Annotated in this window: 18 protein-coding genes; 4 read left to right on the top strand and 14 right to left on the bottom strand. The window is 64.1% G+C overall.

Annotated features, from left to right (window positions below; translation table 11 throughout):
* Positions 1 to 3 precede the first annotated feature (3 nt).
* The 10 genes from AC3RCJ_RS02675 to AC3RCJ_RS02630 form a co-directional block, all read right to left on the bottom strand.
* Positions 4 to 1173 carry a CpaE/TadZ family protein gene (locus AC3RCJ_RS02675; protein WP_492957899.1) on the bottom strand — a complete coding sequence of 390 codons (1170 nt, stop codon included), beginning with the start codon at positions 1171 to 1173 and terminating at the stop codon, positions 4 to 6.
* A 60-nt stretch (positions 1174 to 1233) separates the two neighbouring features.
* Positions 1234 to 1848, bottom strand: coding sequence for a TadE/TadG family type IV pilus assembly protein (locus tag AC3RCJ_RS02670; RefSeq protein WP_492957897.1), 615 nt, complete (start codon positions 1846 to 1848; stop codon positions 1234 to 1236).
* Entirely contained in the window at positions 1838 to 2308 is a 471-nt protein-coding gene (locus tag AC3RCJ_RS02665; protein ID WP_492957895.1) for a TadE/TadG family type IV pilus assembly protein, read from the bottom strand. Before AC3RCJ_RS02665 ends, AC3RCJ_RS02670 begins: the two co-directional genes overlap by 11 nt.
* The gene (locus AC3RCJ_RS02660) at positions 2305 to 3747 is read right to left on the bottom strand and encodes a pilus assembly protein TadG-related protein (protein WP_492957893.1); all 1443 of its coding nucleotides are present in this window, start codon (positions 3745 to 3747) and stop codon (positions 2305 to 2307) included. The genes AC3RCJ_RS02665 and AC3RCJ_RS02660 overlap by 4 nt, the downstream gene beginning before the upstream one ends.
* Positions 3737 to 4039: a hypothetical protein gene (locus tag AC3RCJ_RS02655; RefSeq protein ID WP_492957891.1), complete on the bottom strand. Its 303-nt coding sequence runs from the start codon at positions 4037 to 4039 to the stop codon at positions 3737 to 3739. The genes AC3RCJ_RS02660 and AC3RCJ_RS02655 overlap by 11 nt, the downstream gene beginning before the upstream one ends.
* Positions 4040 to 4055: 16 nt before the next feature.
* Positions 4056 to 5510 carry a type II and III secretion system protein family protein gene (locus AC3RCJ_RS02650; RefSeq protein ID WP_492957889.1) on the bottom strand — a complete coding sequence of 485 codons (1455 nt, stop codon included), beginning with the start codon at positions 5508 to 5510 and terminating at the stop codon, positions 4056 to 4058.
* Between the two features lie 28 nt (positions 5511 to 5538).
* Complete coding sequence (gene cpaB, locus AC3RCJ_RS02645) at positions 5539 to 6390, bottom strand: Flp pilus assembly protein CpaB (RefSeq protein ID WP_492957887.1); 852 nt, start codon at positions 6388 to 6390, stop codon at positions 5539 to 5541.
* Complete coding sequence (locus AC3RCJ_RS02640) at positions 6387 to 7763, bottom strand: DUF8689 domain-containing protein (protein WP_492957885.1); 1377 nt, start codon at positions 7761 to 7763, stop codon at positions 6387 to 6389. Before AC3RCJ_RS02640 ends, cpaB begins: the two co-directional genes overlap by 4 nt.
* A gap of 139 nt (positions 7764 to 7902) precedes the next feature.
* Positions 7903 to 8436, bottom strand: a complete 534-nt coding sequence (locus tag AC3RCJ_RS02635; protein ID WP_492957883.1) for an A24 family peptidase — start codon at positions 8434 to 8436, stop codon at positions 7903 to 7905.
* A 53-nt stretch (positions 8437 to 8489) separates the two neighbouring features.
* Complete coding sequence (locus tag AC3RCJ_RS02630) at positions 8490 to 8672, bottom strand: Flp family type IVb pilin (protein ID WP_065310268.1); 183 nt, start codon at positions 8670 to 8672, stop codon at positions 8490 to 8492.
* A gap of 538 nt (positions 8673 to 9210) precedes the next feature.
* Here AC3RCJ_RS02630 and AC3RCJ_RS02625 point away from each other — a divergent pair.
* Positions 9211 to 10257 carry a GGDEF domain-containing protein gene (locus tag AC3RCJ_RS02625; RefSeq protein WP_492957880.1) on the top strand — a complete coding sequence of 349 codons (1047 nt, stop codon included), beginning with the start codon at positions 9211 to 9213 and terminating at the stop codon, positions 10255 to 10257.
* A 131-nt stretch (positions 10258 to 10388) separates the two neighbouring features.
* Here AC3RCJ_RS02625 and AC3RCJ_RS02620 read toward each other — a convergent pair whose 3' ends face one another.
* Entirely contained in the window at positions 10389 to 11645 is a 1257-nt protein-coding gene (locus tag AC3RCJ_RS02620; protein ID WP_492957878.1) for an HD-GYP domain-containing protein, read from the bottom strand.
* A gap of 144 nt (positions 11646 to 11789) precedes the next feature.
* Between AC3RCJ_RS02620 and AC3RCJ_RS02615 the strand changes: the two genes are divergently transcribed.
* Both AC3RCJ_RS02615 and AC3RCJ_RS02610 read left to right on the top strand, forming a co-directional pair.
* Positions 11790 to 12731 carry a LysR substrate-binding domain-containing protein gene (locus AC3RCJ_RS02615; RefSeq protein WP_492957876.1) on the top strand — a complete coding sequence of 314 codons (942 nt, stop codon included), beginning with the start codon at positions 11790 to 11792 and terminating at the stop codon, positions 12729 to 12731.
* A gap of 194 nt (positions 12732 to 12925) precedes the next feature.
* On the top strand, positions 12926 to 16522 hold the full coding sequence (locus AC3RCJ_RS02610) for an indolepyruvate ferredoxin oxidoreductase family protein (RefSeq protein ID WP_492957874.1): 3597 nt from the start codon (positions 12926 to 12928) through the stop codon (positions 16520 to 16522).
* 246 nt (positions 16523 to 16768) lie between these two features.
* Here the strand turns inward: AC3RCJ_RS02610 and AC3RCJ_RS02605 are convergent, their stop codons facing one another.
* Both AC3RCJ_RS02605 and AC3RCJ_RS02600 read right to left on the bottom strand, forming a co-directional pair.
* Complete coding sequence (locus AC3RCJ_RS02605) at positions 16769 to 17056, bottom strand: hypothetical protein (RefSeq protein WP_492957872.1); 288 nt, start codon at positions 17054 to 17056, stop codon at positions 16769 to 16771.
* A 107-nt stretch (positions 17057 to 17163) separates the two neighbouring features.
* Entirely contained in the window at positions 17164 to 18174 is a 1011-nt protein-coding gene (locus AC3RCJ_RS02600) for a substrate-binding domain-containing protein (RefSeq protein WP_492957870.1), read from the bottom strand.
* A 446-nt stretch (positions 18175 to 18620) separates the two neighbouring features.
* On the opposite strand from AC3RCJ_RS02600, the gene AC3RCJ_RS02595 reads away from it, so the two are divergent.
* Positions 18621 to 18956: a hypothetical protein gene (locus tag AC3RCJ_RS02595; protein ID WP_492957868.1), complete on the top strand. Its 336-nt coding sequence runs from the start codon at positions 18621 to 18623 to the stop codon at positions 18954 to 18956.
* A 25-nt stretch (positions 18957 to 18981) separates the two neighbouring features.
* On the opposite strand, the gene AC3RCJ_RS02590 is transcribed toward AC3RCJ_RS02595, so the two are convergent.
* Positions 18982 to 20025, bottom strand: coding sequence for an MBL fold metallo-hydrolase (locus AC3RCJ_RS02590; RefSeq protein ID WP_492957866.1), 1044 nt, complete (start codon positions 20023 to 20025; stop codon positions 18982 to 18984).
* Between the last annotated feature and the right edge of the window lie 97 nt (positions 20026 to 20122).

Here is a 20122-nt window from a genome sequence, read left to right as displayed (position 1 = left end):
CGGCTACGCCTCGCTGCGGCTGAAAAGCCGGTCGAACAGGCCGCGGCTTTCCGTGACGCGGCGCGCCGTCACCTGTTCCACCAGTTCGGCCAGGCTGCGCGCCACGGCGCTCGAGCGCGACAGCTGCAGCAGCGGCACGCCCTGGTTGACTGAATCGGTGGCCGCCATGTAATCGTTGGGCACCGTGTGCACCACTTCCGCGCCCAGCGCCTGCTCCAGGTCCGCCAGGCGCAGGCGCCCGCCCTTTTCGTAGCGGTTGACGATCAGCCGCAGGCGCTCGCCCGGATAGCCGAGCGAGCGGAAGATATCGAGCAGGCGGCGGCCGTCGCGGATGTCGGGCAGGGCCAGCTGCAGCACCGGGTAGATGGCGTCGGCGCTGTCGAGCGCGCGCAGCGACAGCGCATCGATCTGGCGCCCCACGTCGAGCACGATGTAGTCGTAGTGCTGGCGCGCCACGGCCAGGATGCGGTCCATGTGCTCGGGCTGCATGTCGACCTTGTGGCCCGGATCGTCGGCCGCCGCCAGCACGCCGAAGCCCGGCGTCACATGCACCAGGCACGAGGCCAGGAAGGCGCCGTCCATGCGCGTGATCTGCGCGCAGATGTCGGACAGGGTCATGGCCGGCTTCTGGTCCGACACGTACAGCGTGGCGTCGCCGAACTGGCCGTGCAGGTCGATCAGCAGCACCTTGCAGCCGGCCAGGGTCGCCAGCGCATAGGAAAAATTCGTCGACAGGAAAGTGGCGCCGCTGCCGCCCTTGCAGGAGATGAACGCCAGCACCTTGCCGTCGCGCATTTGCGTCACGCCGGCCTGGATATCCACGCGGTCCATCGCTTCATGGAAGGCCTTGTGCACGAGCGGCAGCTGCAGCACCTCGCGCATGCCGGCGCGCATGGCGCGGATCAGGATATCCTGCTGCTGGCCACGCGTCAGCAGCATCAGCGCGGCCAGCGGATACTGGCGCGCCAGCCGCTCCAGCAGGTCGGCCTCGTCCAGGTCGATCTCGCTGGCATCGACGATGACCAGTTCCGGCGCATCGGGCAGCATGCGCTCGACGGCGTCGCGCAAGCCGCTGCGCCGTTCCAGCAGGCGCAGCACCGGCATGCGCGCGGCGCCCTGCGTGGCGATTTCGTCGTGCAGATTGGCATCGCGGGTAATCATCAAGGCTTTCATCGAACATCCTCGCTTCATTCAGATAGACAGACTGCGATCGGCTGCGCCCGCTGGCAGCGTTCAGGGACAGAATCCGGGATTGTCCTGGTAGCCCAGCGACTCAGCCACGGCCATGGTGCTCGCGCTGGGCAGCCGCACGGCCTGCGGGCCCGACGGAAACATCATCTCCAGCAGGGGCAGGATGGGCCGGTAGGGCACGGCATCGCAGCGGCTCCCGTCGCCGGGCAGGCACAGGCGGGCACGCACGAAACGGATGCAGCTGGCGCCATGCGGATCTTCCAGGCAGTTGATGCGGTTACGCTGCGGACAGGCGGGCAGCACGGCCACCGGCACGGCCGCCGGCGCGCCGCCGGCGCCGTTCACTTGCGCCAGGTAATCGATGCGCACATAGGCATCGCTGATGTCGCCGCCCAGCGGCAACGCGCCCGGTCCCGCGCGCAGCACCGCCTGCTCGCGCACGGCCTGCAGCACGCCCGCATTGCTGAAATCGCTCACGGCGGCGCCGCGCGCGGCGCGCCGGGTAATCTCATGCACCATATTCCACAGGTAGGCGGCGCGCGCCAGTTCCAGCATGGCAAACAGGAAAATAAAGAACAGCACCGCCAGCATGGCGAACTCCACGGCGAAAACGCCTGCCTGGCGCCGCCGGCGTGCCATGCGCGCGTCAGTTTTCATAGCGCAGGGTCGCATTCGCACGCAGCGGTATCGGTGCCGCCTGCGGCAGCCACTTGCTCACCAGGTCGGGCAGGAAATCGATGGGCATGTCGGCGCCGAACTTGACGCGCACCTGCAGCGGCTTGCTGGCAAACGTGCCGCACAGGTAGACATCGTCGCTATACACGCATTCCACGTGCACTTTGCTGGCGTCCATGGCCGGCCAGGTTTCCGCCATCGCGTCTATCACCATCTGCTTGGCAAACGCGCTGCTCTGGGCCGCCGCGGCCGCGTTCATCATCATCTGCGACGGCAAGGTGGCCATGTAGCGCGCCGCATCGTGCGCGCCTTTCTGCATGGCCGTGTAGGCCAGCAACGCCTGGGCGAGCAGCACGACCACGGGCAGCAGGCCCATGAAAAACAGCATGATCAGCGCCAGCTCGATGGCGGCGACACCGTCCTGGCGGCGCGGCGCCTTCATCGCACCAGCTCCGCCGGGCCGGGCAGCGCCGGCTCCGCCACCACGCCGGCAAACTCGGCGCTAAGCATGCCGTTGCTGGCCGGCGCCGTCATGAAGAAGCGGCCGACCGCCAGCACATTGACCAGCACATCGCTGCCGGCCGGCAGCGGACAAGCCAGCAAGGCGATGTTGAGCACGCGCCGCTGCGCCACGCCGGTATTGCCCACCGGCGCGGTCTGGTGCCCCAGCGCAAAATACGGGGTCGTGCTGGCGGGATAAAAGCCATTGCTGGCCGGCGCGCTGGGCAAGCCCGGATACAGGCTGCTCCAGGCGCTGGTGGGAAAGGCGACGTAGTCGCCAGCCGGCTTGGGACTGGCATACTGCACCGCCCTGGCAAACGACCACAGCGGTCCATAGCTGGCGGCGGCCAGCGTGGCGGGTGCCCCGGCCGCGGCCGGCGGCAGGTCGGCCACGGACAGCAGGGGATTGCCGCCGCTGGAGTTGGCGCTGGCGCCGGACGGCATGTTCATCCACCAGTTCGCCGAAGCATTGGGATAGCTGCGGATATTCGTATCGGGCGGCGCGGTGACGGGATTGCAGCCGCTGCCCGCATACTGATTGAAGCGCGAGTTAAACGCCGGCCACAACTCGGTGGGGAACGGCCGGTGCGCATGGATGGCCGCTGCGCCGATGGCCGTGTGCAGCACGCTGCCGCTGCAGATGAATGGCGCCACGACGGCATTGCTCACTTGCGCCGAGGGACCGATCGCCCCCAGCGGACCGAGCGGATTGAGCAGGAAATGCTCGGGCGCGGCACCGTGCGGATTGAGATTGAACAGGTTGTACGCGACGCCCCGGCGAAAACCGTATTCCAGTGCCTCCTTGCGCTCGGGCGGTCCGGCATTCGTGCGCAGGCCGGCGGACGCCGGCGACAGCGCGCAAATGGCCAGCGGCGTCAGGCGCAAGCTGTTGCGGCCGGCCACGGCGCGCGCGCCCGTATCGAGCGTGCGCAAGGCCGGCGACCAGGCACCCAGGAAAGCCGTCGCCACGCGGCCCAGCGACGGCGTATTGTCGCGTGTATCGATGCGCACGAACAATGCCTTGGCCGGGTCAGGCACCGCGCCGGCCGCGTGCCAGGCGCCCGCCGCCATGTCGGCGGCGCTGGCAAAGCGGATGCTGTTGTCGGACAGGGTGGCGCCCTGCATGTGGCGACGGTAGGCGCTCTGGCCAGCCGCGCTGAGCTTGGCTTTCGCCACGGCATTGGCCAGGCCCTCGGGCGTGCCCACCAGTTCCGGCGCCGCCGCCAGCGCCGCGTTGTCGGCCAGGTTCTGCAGCTCGGTCTTGCGGCCGATGACTTGCCCCACGTCGAGCGCCAAGCCGATAAAGCCCAGCACCACGATGAGCAGGATGGAAAAGGCGATCAGCATCGCCCCGCGCTGGCGCCGTCGCCTATTTTCCATTCCCGCCTCCGAGCATGAATTGCACCGGCTGCGCCACTTGTCCGTTCGGTTCGACAAACGAGGCGCGGTAGCGCTCCATCACGGCGCGCGCGCTGGGTCCGTCGAGGCCGTTGGCGGGCGTGCCATTGCGTCCGGCGGCAGGATCGAGCCGCTGCTGCGCCATGGCCAGGCGTACCGCGTCGCCAAAGCGCTGCTCCAGCAATGGCGTGCTGCCATGCGCACAGGCGGCCAGCTGCAGCAGCAGGGACAGCGCCGCCAGGCGCCGCAGCGACATCAGGAAGGAATGGGGCATGGCAGGGCTCCCTGTCTCATTTCAACTCAAAACCGTTGGCCGCGCGCGGCGGCGGCGCATCCGCTGCCGGCGCTGCCACGGGCCGGGGCGGTGGCGGCCCCTCCATCTTGCCGCCCAACATCAGCTGCGCGCGCGATGGCGGCGCCAGCTGCGCCGTCGGCAGCACGGCATCCTGCGGCAAGGGTTTGACCAGGTGCGCGGTGATCACAAACAGCAGCTCGGTGCGGTCATGCTGGAAATCCGTGCTGCGAAACAGGGCGCCGAGGATGGGCACTTCGCTGAGCCATGGCACGCCCGTGATGTTGCTGACCTGGTTGTTCTTGATCAGGCCGCCAATCGCATAGCTCTGGCCATCGAACAGCTGCACCGTGGTCGAGGCGCGCCGCGTGGTGATGACGGGCAGGATAGAGCGCCCGCTGACGCCGGCGGCGGAAATGCCGACGCCTTCGCGCGACAGTTCCGACACTTCCGGCGCCACCTTCAGGTTGATGCGCCCGCCCGACAGCACGGTGGGCGTGAAGCGCAGGCCGACGCCGTATTCGCGCTCTTCCAGCGTGATCTTGTTGTTGTCCTGGCCGACGGGAATGAAAATCTTGCCGCCGGCCAGGAAGCTGCCTTCCTGGCCGCTGATCGCCATCACCGTCGGCTCGGCCAGGATGCGCACCAGGCCATCCTGTTTCTGCGCCTCGATGGTCAGCTGCTGGCCGTTCGACTTGCGCACGTCGAGCAAGCCATTCGCCGTGCCCGTCAAGAAGTTCGACAGCAGGGTCGTGGCCCAGCTGCCGGAAGCGAAGCGCAGCGTGGCGCCCACTTCCAGCCGCTCCAGCAGCGACTTCGACACTTCGGCGATCTGCACGGCCAGCATCACCTGCTGCGGCGCGCTGACATCGAGCATATTGATGATGCGGCTGGCCGCGCCGCCGGCGGCGCCGACGGGCGCCGGCGCCGGCACGCTCGCGCCATCGGCGGGCCTGGGCAGAGCCAGCGGCTGGCTTGCGCGGCGCACGTAGGCTTGCGCCAGTTCGACGGCGCGCAGCACGGCGCCCGCATCCTGCACCGTGCCGGAGAGCACCAGCGTATCGGCCACGCCCGTGACGCGGATGGCTTTTTCTTCCGGCATCAGCGCCGCCAAGGTCGCCTGCAGGCCGGCCGGGTCCATGCTGACGGTGACATTGACCACGCTGCACACGCCGCTTTTCCCCTGGATGATCATGTTCGTGCCGCCCACATCGACGCCCACCACGTACAGGGTATCGGGCGCCACCAGCATCGCCTGCACCACGGCCGGGTTGCCCACGCTGCGCGCAAGCACCGTCTCGGGCAGGCGCAGCATGCTCGATTTGCCCACCTGCAGCTGCAGCTGGCCAGGCTGCGCCGCTTCGCCGCCGCAGCGCGGGCCTTGCTCGGCCGCCGCGCCTGACAAGGGCAGCAGCAGGCAGGTAAGTGTCAACAGGGCGCGCTTCATAGGCATGGGTCCCATCATGATCATCGCCCGGGGGCTAAAAGCACTCGCGCGACTGGCGCGTGCCGTCGATCACGCCGCTGCACTGGCGCGGCGCCTCCACCTTCGCCACCCGCGCAGGGCGCGGCTTCACGGCGGCAGGCGCGACGGGTGGCGGCACGGCGGGCGGCGCTTCCGGAGCGCCGCCCAGCAGGGTCAGCTTGGTGGCGCCTTCCGTCACGCCCGGCTGCGGATCGACCTGGTTGCGCAGCACCAGCGACAGGCTGCCCACGCTGCGCGCCAGGTCCAGGTTTTCCGCCTGTTCCGGCGTCACTTCCAAGGTCACCGCATTGACCACGCGCGGCTTGGTCTCGTCGCGCCCCACTTCCTGCGCCACGGCCAGCACCAGGATGCGTTCGAGGACGATCTTGGAAATATTGCGGCTTTGCGGAAACGCGCGGTCGCCGGAATCCTGCTGGGTGCTGACGATGATGTCGACATAGTTGCCGGGCAAGGCGAAGCCGGCCACGCCGATCACGTCGTTGACGCGCACGGTGATGGCGCGCCGGCCTTCCGTGATCAGGGCGGACAGGCCGCCCAGGGTGCCCACGGGCGCCAGCTTGGCCTCGCTCAGCGGCTCGCCGCGCAGCACGCTGCTTTTCAGCACGCGCCCCGCCAGCTTCAGCGGATCTTGCAGCGCGCCTTGCGGCAGGCTTTCGGCCGGCCACTCGGCCAGGCGCAGCATCTCGGGACTCAGGCGCTGCCCCAGGTTGACGTCGCTGGCAGCGACCACGATCTTGCCCTTGCCCGACGGCGTCTGGCGCAGCAGCCAGTGCGATGCCAGCAAGACCGCCAGCAGCCCCAGCACGACAGCCAGGCCCATCATCAACAGTGCGCGCCGGTTCTTCATGCGATGCTCTCGCACACGGCGCCTGGCGGCATGTCGCAGCTGGCAAACAGGCTGGCCCAGGCCTGCTCCAGCGCGGCCACCGTCAACTGCGGCTCGGTACCGGCGAAGCCGGCGAAATCGGCTATGCGGCCCAGCAATTCACGCGGGTAGCTGACCAGCAGCGGGCGCCCGCCCGCGCCATGCAAATGCTGCATCAAGTGGTTCAGCGCCAGCTCGTCGATGGCGATGCCGGCCACGCGGCATTGCTGGCGAAACAGGGCGCGGTAGGCGCTGTCGCCAAGCGGTCCCACCTGCACCTTGTAGCCAATGCGGCGCAGCAAGGCCGCATCGAGCAGCTCGCCCGGCGGCATATTCGTCGCCAGCACGAGGGCATTATCGAAGGGCACGCTGATCTTCAAGCCGCCGCGCAAGCCCAGCTGATCGACGCCGCGCGCCAGCGGCTGCATCAGCCGCGTCAGCAGTTCCGGCGCGGCCAGGCGCTGGCGGCCCAGGTCGTCGACGATCAGCATGCCGTTGTTGGCGCGCACGTGGGGTGGCGCCTGGTAGCAGCCGCCGCTGGCGTCATAGCGCAGTTCCAGCATGTCGGCATCGAGTTCGGCGCCCACGTGGATCACGGGACGCTGGCACAGCACCCAGCGGATATCGGTGCTGCGCCGCTCCAGCGCCTGGCGCGCATGGTGGCCATGCTGCGCGGCGGGCGGCAGGTGCTGCGCCGCGTCATACAGCTGGATGATGTCCTGCCCGACGACGACGGCGTGCGGGATGGCCACCAGGCCATGCAGCAATTGTCCCAGTTGCAGCGCCAGCGTCGACTTGCCGCTGCCCGGCGGGCCATACAGGAACAGCGAACGGCCCGAATGCAGCGCCGCGCCCACCATGTCGAGCATGCCCGGTCCCGCATGCGCGCCACCGAGCACGGCCGCCAGGTCATCGCTGCCCACGCGCTGTTCCTGCGCCTGCCAGGACTGGCGCGCCACCATGGCCCGATACGCATCGAGCGTGACGGGGGCCGCGCCGATGTACGCGCAGCGCTCCAGGAAAGCGATGGCGCGCTGCTTGCCGGCGCTGGTCAGCTGATACTGCACGTCGATATCGGATTCGCCGCGCCAGGCGACTTCCGCCAGCTGCTCGCCGATCATGAACTCGAGCACCTCGCGCAAGACATTGATCGACAGGCGCAAGCGCGTGGTCAGCACCGACAGGTGCGTCTTGCCGCCGACAAAAATGGCCTTGGCGAGCAGCTCGAGCACCAGTTGCCGCTCCAGTCCCGTCTCGCGCAAGCTCTTGGGCTGCGGCGGCAAGGGCGGCATCAGGTTCGCATCGGCCGGACGGGGCATGCTGTCGGCGTTCACGGTGTACTCGACCTCGGTCATGCTGCTTCTCCAGGCAAGTTAAGACGGCATTGAACAGGATTTCATTCTAGCGAGCAGCTGTCGCAGCCCATTGATTAAGAGCAATAAATCCAGCTTGCAACACCGCGCCGCGAGGCGGCGGGCGGCAGCCCCGGCGTACTTAACAATAGACGCGTCCCTGCACCGCCAGGCAGCCCAGGGCGATGGCCAGGCCATACGGCATATTGCCCACGCTGGCCTGGCTGGCCAGCGGCACGGCCACCAGCGGCACGCCGGCCACGCGGGCGATCGTCGGCCCCAGCAGGTGGCGCAGGTTGCGCAGGCAGGCGCGCCACTTGCCCTGGTAGGTGATCATCAGCACGGCCATCAGGCCGCCAAACAGGAAAGTGGCAAAACAGATCAGCAAGGTCGGCCACGGCCCCGCAAACGCGCCCACCATGGCGATCAGCTTGACGTCGCCGGCGGCCATGCCGCGCAGCACATACAGGGGCAGAAACAGGAAAAAACCCGTCGCCATGCCGCCCAGCCAGTCCAGCGGCACTTGCCACGGCGACAGCCACAGCTGCAGCAGCAGCGCGACGACGATACCGGCCAGCACCAGCCGGTTGGGAATCTTGCGGCGCACCAGGTCGCTGACGGCGGCGGCCGTCACGAAGACCAGCAACAACAGGTCGCACAGGGCATGCACAGGCATGGGAGACCTTTCAAAAAAAACCCGCCACCGGCCGGCCGGCGGCGGGCACCCGCTTAGGGCGTCAACACCAGGTTCGACGAAATTTCGGTGAGGACGGACAGCAGGTTGGTCTTGATCAGCAAGAAACCGGCAGTGATGGCGGTAGCCATCAATGCCGCGATCAGGCCGTATTCGATTGCCGTAATCCCGTCCTCATCCTTGACGAATTGCTGTACTGCCGACAGGAAGGTATTCATGACAAGCTCCCAAAAGTGAATCACAAGTCCCTGGCGCAATCGGGTGTGAAACATTGCCCATTCCTGCTAATATGTTTCCTGCCGTAAATTTCTGCGCCATTACAGTGACTATAAGGCGCGCATGGTTTTACAAATTGACGCGCCACAAGTTTCCATATGGAAATTATCAAACTCGGCCTGATTTGGGGCGATGATGGACAAATGTTGCAAGGGAGATGTGCAACCTTCGTCAAGGCAAGTTTTTTACAACGCCATGCATCAATCTCATGAATTTGCATGAAAAATTGCATACGTTAATTGCCTATTAGGCAAAAAGACATTATCCTGCCTAGCTCTTCTTTGGAAAGGCCTGTCGTCCGGCAGTGGCTGACAAAACGGGACGCGGCGCGGCGAGGCCGTCCCAGGTTGCTTGTTGGTTACTTTGGAACGTGTCGTGCCACCAAATAACTAGGCTTCTTGTAGACGGACGCGAACATGCTCTTGCTTGATGCAATGCTGGTATGACGACACTTGTGTGACTACTTTCCAGAGAACGACAATGGATTCCCTACTGAAACACATGGTGGACATGACAGGGCACCGCGACCACACGATGCTCGACATCTCCGTGATCTCGGCCGTCCAGGAACTCGCTGCCGCGTCGCAGACCCGTGTGCTGGCGCTGACCACCGTGCGTGGCCAGGCCTTCGTGCGCTCGCGGGCCATCATCGTGGCGGGCAGCGTGGCCCGCATGGAAGACAATCCCGACCCGTCGCTGCCGGGCGAACCGCTGTCCGACTACCCGGCGCTGGCTGCCTGCATCGCGCGCCATGAAGCGAGCGCCGACACCCTGTGCGCCGACGGCCGCCACCTGCTGTGGCTGCCCATCTGGATCGGCGACCAGGTCACCACCTGCCTGGAAATCACCAACCCCACGCCCTACACGGGCGCCACCATCCAGGTGATCGGCGGCATCGTCAGCGTCTACCGCAATTTCCAGAACCTGCTCGACTACAGCGAACGCGATTCGCTCACCGGCTTGTTGAATCGCAAGACCTTCGACGACCAACTGGCGAAAATCCTGCAAAGCCGCGGCGAACCGGAAGCGGAGAGGCCGCGTCCCGTCGATGAAGAGCGGCGCCAGCACAGCGACACGGAACGGCAATGGCTGGCCGTGATCGACGTCGACCATTTCAAGCTGGTCAACGATAAATTCGGCCACCTGTACGGCGATGAAGTGCTGATCCTGATCGCCAACCAGCTGCAGTCGTCGTTCCGCTCGCAAGACCGCATCTTTCGTTTCGGCGGCGAGGAATTCGTCGTGCTGCTGCGCTCGATCACCCTGGAAAACGCGCAAAAGATCATCGACCGCTTCCGCACCAATGTCGAGGCACACGACTTCCCGCAAGTGGGCAAGGTGACCGTCAGCGTGGGCTTCGTCAGCATCAACGCCTACGAGGCGCCCGTCATCATCCTCGGCCGCGCCGACCAGGCCCTGTACTACGCAAAAAGCCACGGCCGCAACCTGGCCTGCCATTACGATGAGCTGGTCGCCAAGGGCTTGCTCACCACCATCGCCTCGAACGATACGGCGGAATTTTTCTGATCACCTGAAGATGTGCACCTGCGCGTCCATGGCGGCGTTGCGGCTGCTTGCCGTACTTAGTCGTACTGTCTTCGCGCCAGCGCCTTGCCCTGAACGTTTTTCAGGCGCTCTTTTTCAAAAGCGCACACCGTTCATGCATCCGCCAGGGAAATAAAACGCATGGGATCGACTTGCCACTTGGCAGCCGACTCATGGCCGACGATCTTGTCGGCGCCGCCGAAGCCGAAGCCGCGCGACAGGTCGACTGTTTCCGGCTTGATGTAGGTCTTGCTCTTCGTACTGAAAAACACATTCACCTTCGGCGCCAGCAGATTGCTTTCGTGCGCCTCGACGACGACGGCCAGGCGGCCCGATTCCAGCATCACCATGGTACCGACCGGATAGATGCCCACGCAGCGCATGAAGTCTTGCGCAAACACGGGATTGAAGTGGAACTTGCTCCACTCGTAGATCTTGCGCAGCGCTTCGGCAGGCTGGATGCCGCGGTGGTAGCTGCGGTCCGAGGTCAGCGCGTCGTACACGTCGACGATGGCGGCCATCTGCGCCAGTTCGCTGATGGCGTCGCCGGCCAGCTTGTCCGGATAGCCGCTGCCATCGCGCCGCTCATGGTGATGCAGCGTGATGTCGAGCGGAATGGCGCCCACCTCGGGCGACTGGCGCAGGATCTCGTAGCCATCGCGCGGATGGCGCTTGATCAGCGCAAATTCTTCGGGCGACAGGGGGCCGGCCTTGTTCAGCACGCTGTCCGGCACCAGCGCCTTGCCTGTGTCGTGCAGCAAGCCGCCCAGGCCCGCCTGGTGCGTGGTGGCGGCACCCAGGCCCGCCTGGTGCGTGGTGGCGGCATCGAGGCCGCGCGAGCGGCAAAACGCCACCAGCAGCGCGCACACGCTGACCGAATGCAGGAAGGTGTAGTCGTCCTTGGTCTTGATACGCAGCAAGCCGACAAGGGCGCCAGGATTGCGCAGGATCGATTCGGTGATGTCTTCCACCATCGGCTGCACCCGGTCGAGTTCCACCGCATTGCCCAGGCGCACATCGGCCATCACCGTGCGCACCAGGCTCGCCGCCTGCCGGCGCAGCTGCGTGGCGCGCGCCAGTTCCATGCCCAGCGACACGCGCGTGACCACTTGCGGCGCGCTGGCGATCTGCACCAGTGCGCGCTCCGTCTCGGCCCGCGCCTGCGCCACCGTGGGCGCATCCTGCACGTCGAGTCCCTTGCCGCTGTCGATCACCACGTCGTGGATGCCCGCCTGCACGATCTTGCGGATCTCGTCCTCGCTGCGCAGCAGGAAACGGTTGCGCACGAACGGGTGCGTCATCCAGTCGCAACTGAGGTCATGGATGTACATGCCCACTTTTAATTGCGAGGAATCAACTTTCTTGAGCATGCTGTCATCCCACAAATAAACGGCTGGAGCACCGGAGGCGCTAGAATGAGTATAACAAAATTGTTATTCTGCGGGCCGTGTCTGGTACCGCTGCGCAACACCCTGGAATTTCCATCACCGCACCGCTACTGGGACTCACCAAGCATGGAACTGCGCCAACTCCGCTACTTTGTCGCCATCGTCGACCACGGCTCGCTGTCGCGCGCGGCGCTGGTCCTGCACGTGGCGCAGCCGGCCCTGACGCAGCAGCTGCGCCAGCTGGAAGAGGAACTGGGCGTGCAGCTGCTGCACCGCTCGGCCCAGGGCGTGCTCAGCACGGACGCGGGCAAGGTGTTCTACGAACACGCGCAGGCGATCCTGAAACAGGTGGCCGACGCGCGCTCGGCCGTCACGCAAAGCGCCACGCGGCCGTCCGGCAATGTCACCCTGGGCTTGCCGCACAGCATCTCCGGCGCCCTGGCCCTGCCCCTGCTGCTGGCCGCGCGCGAACGCTATCCCGAGATCACCTTGCAGCTGACGGAAGAAATCACGGGCAACCTCAACGAGCAGCTGAAATCGGGACGCATCAACCTGGCCGTGCTGTTCGACGATGGACAGCTCACGCCGTTCGCCTGCAGCCCGCTGGTGGAGGAAGAGATGCGCTTTATCTGCCGCAGCGATTCGCCGTTCGCGCCCGCCGGCCATGCCGTGTCGTTCCCACAGGCATTGAGCGCCACCCTGATCCTGCCGGGACTGCAGCACGGCGTGCGCCCGCGCATCGACAGCCGCGCCCGCGAACTGGGCCTGGAGACGGCGAACGTGATCGAGATCAACTCGATCGCCATCCTGAAATCGGCCATCCTGGCCGGCATGGGCGCCACCATCCTGCCCGCCGCGCCCCTGCTGACCGAGCTCGACAGCGGCGCCATGCGCAGCTACGCCATCCACAGCCCCGTCCTGTCGCGCACGGTGGCCCTGTGCGCCTCGAAAAACATCCCCCTCACCAATGCCGGCAACGCCGTAAAAAACCTCGTGCTGCAAGTGGCCGCCGAACTGTGCGGCAGCGGGCGCTGGGTCGGAGCCCATGTGCTCTCGCCCACGGCATAAGTATTTCTTATACCCCCATCCGTAAAGCGTATTTGCCCCGTCCCCCGACTCGTTCTACACTGACCACATTAACTATTTTAGATTTAAAATAGTTATGTGCCGCCCACACGCGGCCATCCCGTCTGCACAGCGCGCGCCTTACCGGGCGCGCCCCTGGTACAGCCGATATCTGAAACACCCTTTTGGAGACAGCCATGTCCGTGACCACGGAAAACGGCTCCGCAGCGTTCGCTAGAAACGCCGGTGCCGCGCCATCTACGCCCCCCGACACATCCCGTTTGACCACTGTCAGCCTCGACGACAAATACACGGCCACTTCCGGCGCCATCTTCCTGTCCGGCATCCAGGCCCTCGTGCGCCTGCCCATGATGCAGCGCCTGCGCGACCAGGCCGCCGGCCTGAACACGGCCGGCTTCATTTCCGGCTACCGCGGCTCGCCCCTGGGCGGCCTCGATGAAAACCTGTGGAAAGCCAAGAAACAGCTGGAAGCGCACCACGTGCAGTTCGTGCCCGGCGTCAACGAAGACTTGGCCGCCACGGCCGTCTGGGGTTCGCAGCAAGTCGACCTGATCGGTCCTGCCAAGTACGACGGCGTGTTCGCCATGTGGTACGGCAAGGGTCCGGGCGTGGACCGCTGCGGCGATGTCTTCAAGCACATGAACCATGCGGGCACCTCGAAACTGGGCGGCGTGCTGCTGGTGGCCGGCGACGACCATGGCGCATACTCGTCGACCCTGCCGCACCAGTCCGACCATCTGTTCTCGGCCTCGATGATCCCCGTCCTGTATCCATGCAATGTGCAGGAATACCTGGACCTGGGCATCCACGGCTGGGCCATGTCGCGCTTTTCCGGCTGCACGGTGGCCTTCAAGGCCCTGGCCGACACGGTCGAATCGTCGGCTTCCATCGATGCCGACCCGTTCCGCGTGGAAGTCAAAATCCCGCAAGACTTCGTCATGCCCGAAGGCGGCCTGAATGCGCGCCTGTCGAGCATCCCGCTGGGCCAGCAGGCGCGCAACCAGGAAGCGCTGATGCAAGACTACAAGATCTATGCGGCCCTGGCCTACGCGCGCGAAAACAAGCTCAACCACACCACCATCGACAGCCCGAACGCCAAGCTGGGCATCATTGCCTCGGGCAAATCGTATCTGGACGTGCTGGAAGCGCTGGAAGAGCTGGGCATCGACGAGCAGATGGCGGCCGACGTCGGCATGCGCCTGTTCAAGGTGGCCATGCCGTGGCCGCTGGAACCGGACAGCGTGCGCGAATTCGCGCAAGGTCTCGATGAAATTTTGGTTGTCGAAGAGAAGCGGCAAATCGTCGAATACCAGCTCAAGGAACAGCTGTACAACTGGCGCGACGACGTGCGCCCGCGCGTCATCGGCAAGTTCGACGAAAAAGGCGAATGGGTGGCGCCGCGCGGCGAATGGCTGCTGACCTCGAAGGCGGATTTTTCCGTCTCGCAAGTGGCGCGTGTCATCGCCAGCCGCATCGCGCGCCTCATTTCCGATCCCGTCACCTGCGACCTGATCAAGGCGAGACTCAGTTTCCTCGACGCCAAGGATGCGGTATTAAAAAAGGCCGTGAACACGCCGTTCCGCCCCGCGTTTTACTGCTCCGGCTGCCCGCACAATACCTCGACCAAGGTGCCGGACGGCAGCCTGGCCCTGGCCGGCATCGGCTGCCACGTGATGGCCACGTCGATCTATCCGGAAATGAACAAGCTGACCACGCACATGGGCGGCGAAGGCGCGCCGTGGATCGGCCAGGCCGCGTTTTCCGAATTGCCGCACGTGTTCCAGAACCTCGGTGACGGCACGTATTTCCATTCCGGCTACCTGGCCATCCGCGCCGCGCAGGCGGCCAAGGTGAACATCACCTATAAAATCCTCTACAACGACGCCGTCGCCATGACGGGCGGCCAGCCCGTGGACGGCTTGATCACCGTGCCGATGATGGCGCAGCAGGTGGCGGCCGAAGGCATCGCCCGCATCGCACTGGTCACGGAAGATTTATCACGCTACAGCGACCGCAGCAATCTGCCCGCCCACCTGACCTTGCACGACCGCAAGGACATGGATGCCGTGCAGCGCGAATTGCGCGAAGTACCGGGCGTGTCCGTGCTGATCTACGACCAGACCTGCGCGGCCGAGAAACGCCGGAGAAGAAAAAAAGGCGAATATCCCGATTTGCCGAAACGCATGGTCATCAACGACGCCGTCTGCGAAGGCTGCGGCGACTGCGGCGTGCAGTCGAACTGCGTGTCCATCCTGCCGAAAGAGACGGAATTTGGCCGCAAGCGCACCATTGACCAATCGTCGTGCAACAAGGATTACTCGTGCGCCAAGGGCTTTTGCCCCAGCTTCGTCACCGTCGAAGGCGGCAGCCTGAAGAAGACCAAGACGGGCGCCAGCAAGTCGGGCGAGACGGACAACTTCGGCCCCCTGCCGGAACCCCAATTGCCCGCTTGCGACGCGCCGTACAACATCCTCATCAACGGCATCGGCGGCACGGGTGTCATCACCGTGGGCGCGCTGATGGGCATGGCGGCCCACCTGGAAGGCAAGGGCGCGTCCGTGCTGGACATGACGGGCATGTCGCAAAAGAACGGTTCCGTCACTTCGCACGTGAAAATCGCCAAATCTCCCGCGCACATCCGCGCCCAGCGCATCGCCACGGGCGAAGCGGACTTGATTTTAGGCTGCGACATGCTGACGGCCGGCGCGCAGGATGCCGTGTCGAAAATGCGCCCTGGTCGCAGCCTGGCCGTCGTCAACCTGCACGAGCAGCCGCCGGGCACGTTTGCGCAGAATGCCGACTGGCAATATCCAACGGCGGAAGTGCGCCAGCTGATCGAGGAATCCGTGGGCGGCGCGGACGCGGCCGACTTCATCGACGCGACCAAACTGGCCACCGCGCTGATGGGCGATTCGATTGCCGCCAACCTGTTCATGCTCGGCTACGCCTGGCAAAAGGGCCGCATTCCGCTGACGCAAGCGGCCCTGCTGCGCGCCATTGAATTGAATGGCGTGGGTATCGAGTCGAACAAGAAAAGTTTCCTGTGGGGCCGCCGCGCCGCCGTCGACGTGCGCAAGGTAACGCAGATCGCCACGCCGTCGCAGGCCATCATCGTGCAAATGCCGCAAAGCCTCGATAGCGTGATCAAGAAGCGCGTGGAATTCCTCACCGCGTACCAGAACGCCGCGTATGCGGACGGTTATTTGACCCTGGTCAAACAGGTACGCGACCGCGAGAATACCTTGGGGCTGGGCCAGAAGCTGTCGACGGCTGTCGCCAAGAACTATTTCAAGTTGCTGGCTTACAAGGACGAGTATGAAGTGGCGCGTTTGTACACGGATGGCCGTTTCGTGGAGCAGTTGCAGCAGCAGTTCGAGGGCAACTTCTCCGTGAAATTCAACCTGGCGCCGCCGCTGTTCGCCAAGAAGGATGCGAAGGGTCACCTGGTGAAAGCAGAGTTCGGTTCCTGGATGTGGCGCGCCTTCCAGCTGCTGGCCAAAGCCAAAGGCTTGCGCGGCGGCACCTTCGACGTCTTCGGTTATACGGCCGAGCGCAAGATGGAGCGCGCGCTGATCGTCGAATACCGCGAACTGCTGGCCGGCCTGCTGGCCAACCTGACGGCGGACAATATCGCCACCTGCGTGGAACTGGCATCCTTGCCCGAAAAAATCCGCGGCTTCGGCCACGTCAAGGAAGCGGCCGTCGCTACTTACCGCAAGGACAAGGCGAGGTTGTTGGCGGTGCTGGCGGATGGGAGCAAGCACGCAGCCTAGGTGACTCTGGAATACAACGCTGTCAGGTAACTTGCCTGGCAGCGTTTAATTCACTATCCTGATCCTGCCATTTATTTCACTCGCTTTATCACACCAGAAAAACGACAGACGCAAAACAACCATAGAAATCAGTCACTTACAATCACATGGCAAAACATTGGGTCATCCAGATCGTGAGCCAAATTAAGGCATCCAACAAAAAAACCTGAGCGTCGAAGGTTTGTGCCGGCACTAAAAATATCAAAACTACGGTTTTATGCTCGGGTACAAGTCGTAACATGCACTCATACCGAAATTGTTGGTATGGTCAAGCAAACACTCCTCTGCACTTTTATAACCAAAGAATTTTGGATACAGAAACGGGCTAATGAAAAACCCGAATATAAATGTCACGAGTAAAGCAATGGCAACCATGCGTTTGCCTAGACCTTGCTTGAGGTGCGACTCGATTGCCTGCCTATCAATTTCTTTACATGCACCCCTCTCTTGCTGGAACAATTTTTCTAGTTCTTGCGCAAGTTCACGGCCTGTCATCTCGCCGTCGTCGTAGAGCGTAAGAAGCTTTTCCTTCTCTGATGCTATGCTCAGAAGGGTGGAATTCGTATCTATGCCAGATCTCCTTTAGACGAATTATCCAATTTTCATTCCGCGCAGCGCCCCACGGTGGCCCCCGGCAACAGCACCGGTTGCCAGATCTCCTGCAAGCGTTCCGGCGGCGTGCCGGCCAGCAAGGATTGCAGCATCTCCACCATCTTGGCGCCCGCGCGGCGCAGGTCGGGCTGGTCGATGGTGGTGACGTTGATGCCGATCAAGGTGTCTTCCACGTTGCCCCAGACGATGACGGAGATTTCCTTGCCGATCTCGATGCCCGCATCCATCAGCGCGCGCACCACGCCCACGCCGGACAGGTGGTTGTCGACGATGACGGCCGTGGGCCGGGGCGAGCAGGCCAGCAATTGCTGCATGGCCTGGTAGCCGCTGCGGCGATCAAAGGTATTGTCGAGCAGGTAGCGGGGATCTGCCTGCAAGCCGGCCTGCGCCAGGCAGCGGATAAAGCTTTCCTTGCGCTCCAGCGCGAAATGCAGCTCCAGCGGTGCGCTCAGCAGGGCAATGCGCTGGTGGCCATGGGCCAGCAGGAAGGACACGGCCAGGTCGATGCCCGTGTCGTTATCGTAGTCGAAAGACGCATACGGCGCGTCGATGCGCGTGCGGCCGTTCGCCACGAACGGAAAACCCACCTTCGTCAGATACGCGATGCGCTCGTCGATCACCTTGGTGCGCCCCACCACCAGACCGTCGACCTGGCGTCCGCGCACCATGGTTTCGTACGAGGGCTGCTCGTTCTGCGGCGACACGGGGGCGATAATGAGGCTCATCTTCGACGCTTCGACGGCGTCGGACATGCCATTGACCACGGAAAGGAAGACGCTGTCGCCCAGGTCGCTGGGCAGCAGCGGATAGATCATGCCCAGCACATTGGTGCGGCCGACGGCCAGGCTGCGCGCCAGCGGGTTGGGCCGGTAGCCCACCTTCTTGGCGGCGGCCAGGACGATTTCACGGGTGCGGGAATTGACTTCCGGATAGCCGTTCAACGCCCTGCTGACTGTCGTTTTCGACATGCCGAGGGCAATTGCGAGGCTCTTGAGATTCATGTTAACTACCTGTCTGTATGACCAACCAACGTTGACCGTCAATTATAGCCGAGGCCACCAGACAAACCGCGCAATACCGCGCGTCGGATTGGTAGAAAAACAACAAGAAAATTCCTGCATCGCGCCCATATCCTCATGCCGTCCCGGCCCTGCGCCTGGCGGCAGCAAGTCGCTATCTGATGGGACAGGCAATGGCTCACAAAGAAAGCGTGCACTTACTTTTTCATCGGATACGCGACGCCGCCATAGCAAATCAGCACTTTTCTGCGCGCGCGCCAGAATTATCAAGAAAACATAATTTACTGGCACTGTGCCAGAATTTGTCCTACTCTTGATTCAGGTAAAGACTACAGGCTGGCATGCTGTGCATGGTGCCGCCACAGCGCGCCGTGCGGCTTCCCCCTGCCTCGTTTCGCGCGCTTGGGCATACTTAAAAGGTGAACAATGTGGTATCGCTAACTTCCGTCAACAACTTGCAGGCATCGCTGGCGACGGCGCAGCGGCGTGTCGAGCAAAGCCAGAACCAGGTCCAGCGCGACAGCGAACAACTGGCGCAGAGCCGCCAGCAGCTGCTCAAGGAAAAAGAACAGCTGAGTCAAACGGAACGCAGCAGCCAGCAAGCGCAGGCCGGCGCTCCGACCGCCATCAAGGTGCCGCAGCTAGAACAGGCGCTCAAGGTGGCCGTGCCGCAGCAGTTTACGCTGCCGGCGCAACGACCGGCCCAACCGCAAGTAAACAGTTATGGACAGTCCATCGGCCGCCTGATCGATGTGACAGCCTGAGCCGCCCCAGGCCTGCCGCACCGTCCTACTGCGCCATTTCCTGTTCTAGCATCGCCAGCCACCACTTGTCCCCCTTCTTCGGCTGCGCCAGGTCCACCGCCTCGCCCATCCGCGGCGTGGCCAGGTTCACGCCCTGTTTCGCCGCCAGCCCGGCGATGCGGTCGAACGGTTCATGCCAGGCGTGCAGCCCCAGGTCAAAGGTGCCGTTATGCACGGGCATGAGCCACTTGCCGCGCAAGTCCAGGTGGGCCTGCAGGGTTTCCTCGGGTTGCATGTGCACGTCCGGCCACAGCTTGTCGTAGGCGCCCGTCTCGATCATGGTCACGTCGAACGGGCCGTATTTGTCGCCGATCTGCTTGAAACCGTCGAAATAACCGGAGTCGCCGCTGAAAAACACGCGCACCGCGGGCGCGTCGATGACCCACGAGGCCCACAGGGTTTGATTGCTGTCAAACAGGCCCCGTCCCGAGAAATGCTGCGACGGCGTCGCCACCAGCTTCACACCGGCAATCCTTGTGCCCTGCCACCAGTCGAACTGCTGCACCTTGTCCTTCGGCACGCCCCATTCGACCAGGGTGTCACCCACGCCCAGCGGCGTCACAAAATGCTCGGTCTTGGCGGCCAGTTGCAGCACGGCCGCATGGTCGAGGTGGTCGTAATGGTCGTGCGACAGGATGACGGCCTTGATCGGCGGCAAGTCGGCGATGCTGATGGGCGGCTGGTGGAAACGCTTCGGTCCGGCCCACTGCACCGGCGAAGCGCGCTCGGAAAACACGGGGTCGGTGAGGAAGAATTCGTTGTTCAGTTTCAGCAGCAGCGTTGAATGGCCAAGGCGAAACAGGCTGTTGTCGGGCGCGGCCAGCAGCTGCGCCCGGGTCAAGGTTTGCACGGGTACGGCCGCGGCCGGCACGGTGCTGTCGGGCTTGTCAAAGACAAATGTCCATAGCAGTTTGAGCGTCGCTGTCGTGCCCAGCTTGTGCATCTGCACGGGATTGCGGAACTTGCCTTCGAGGCGTTGCGGTGATTCGGTCGGCGCGACGGGCGCGGCGCGCAAGATGCAAGAACTCATGATGATCAGGACTCCCAAGAATAAGATGCGGTACATATGCAGCCCGGTCAATAAAATACAAGGATTAAATTACACTACACAGTGTAGTTCCTATTTC

Source organism: Janthinobacterium sp. GW822-FHT07H11 (assembly GCF_058798615.1).
Note: the sequence above shows the minus strand (reverse complement) of the source record. Positions and strands in the feature narration are given on the sequence as shown.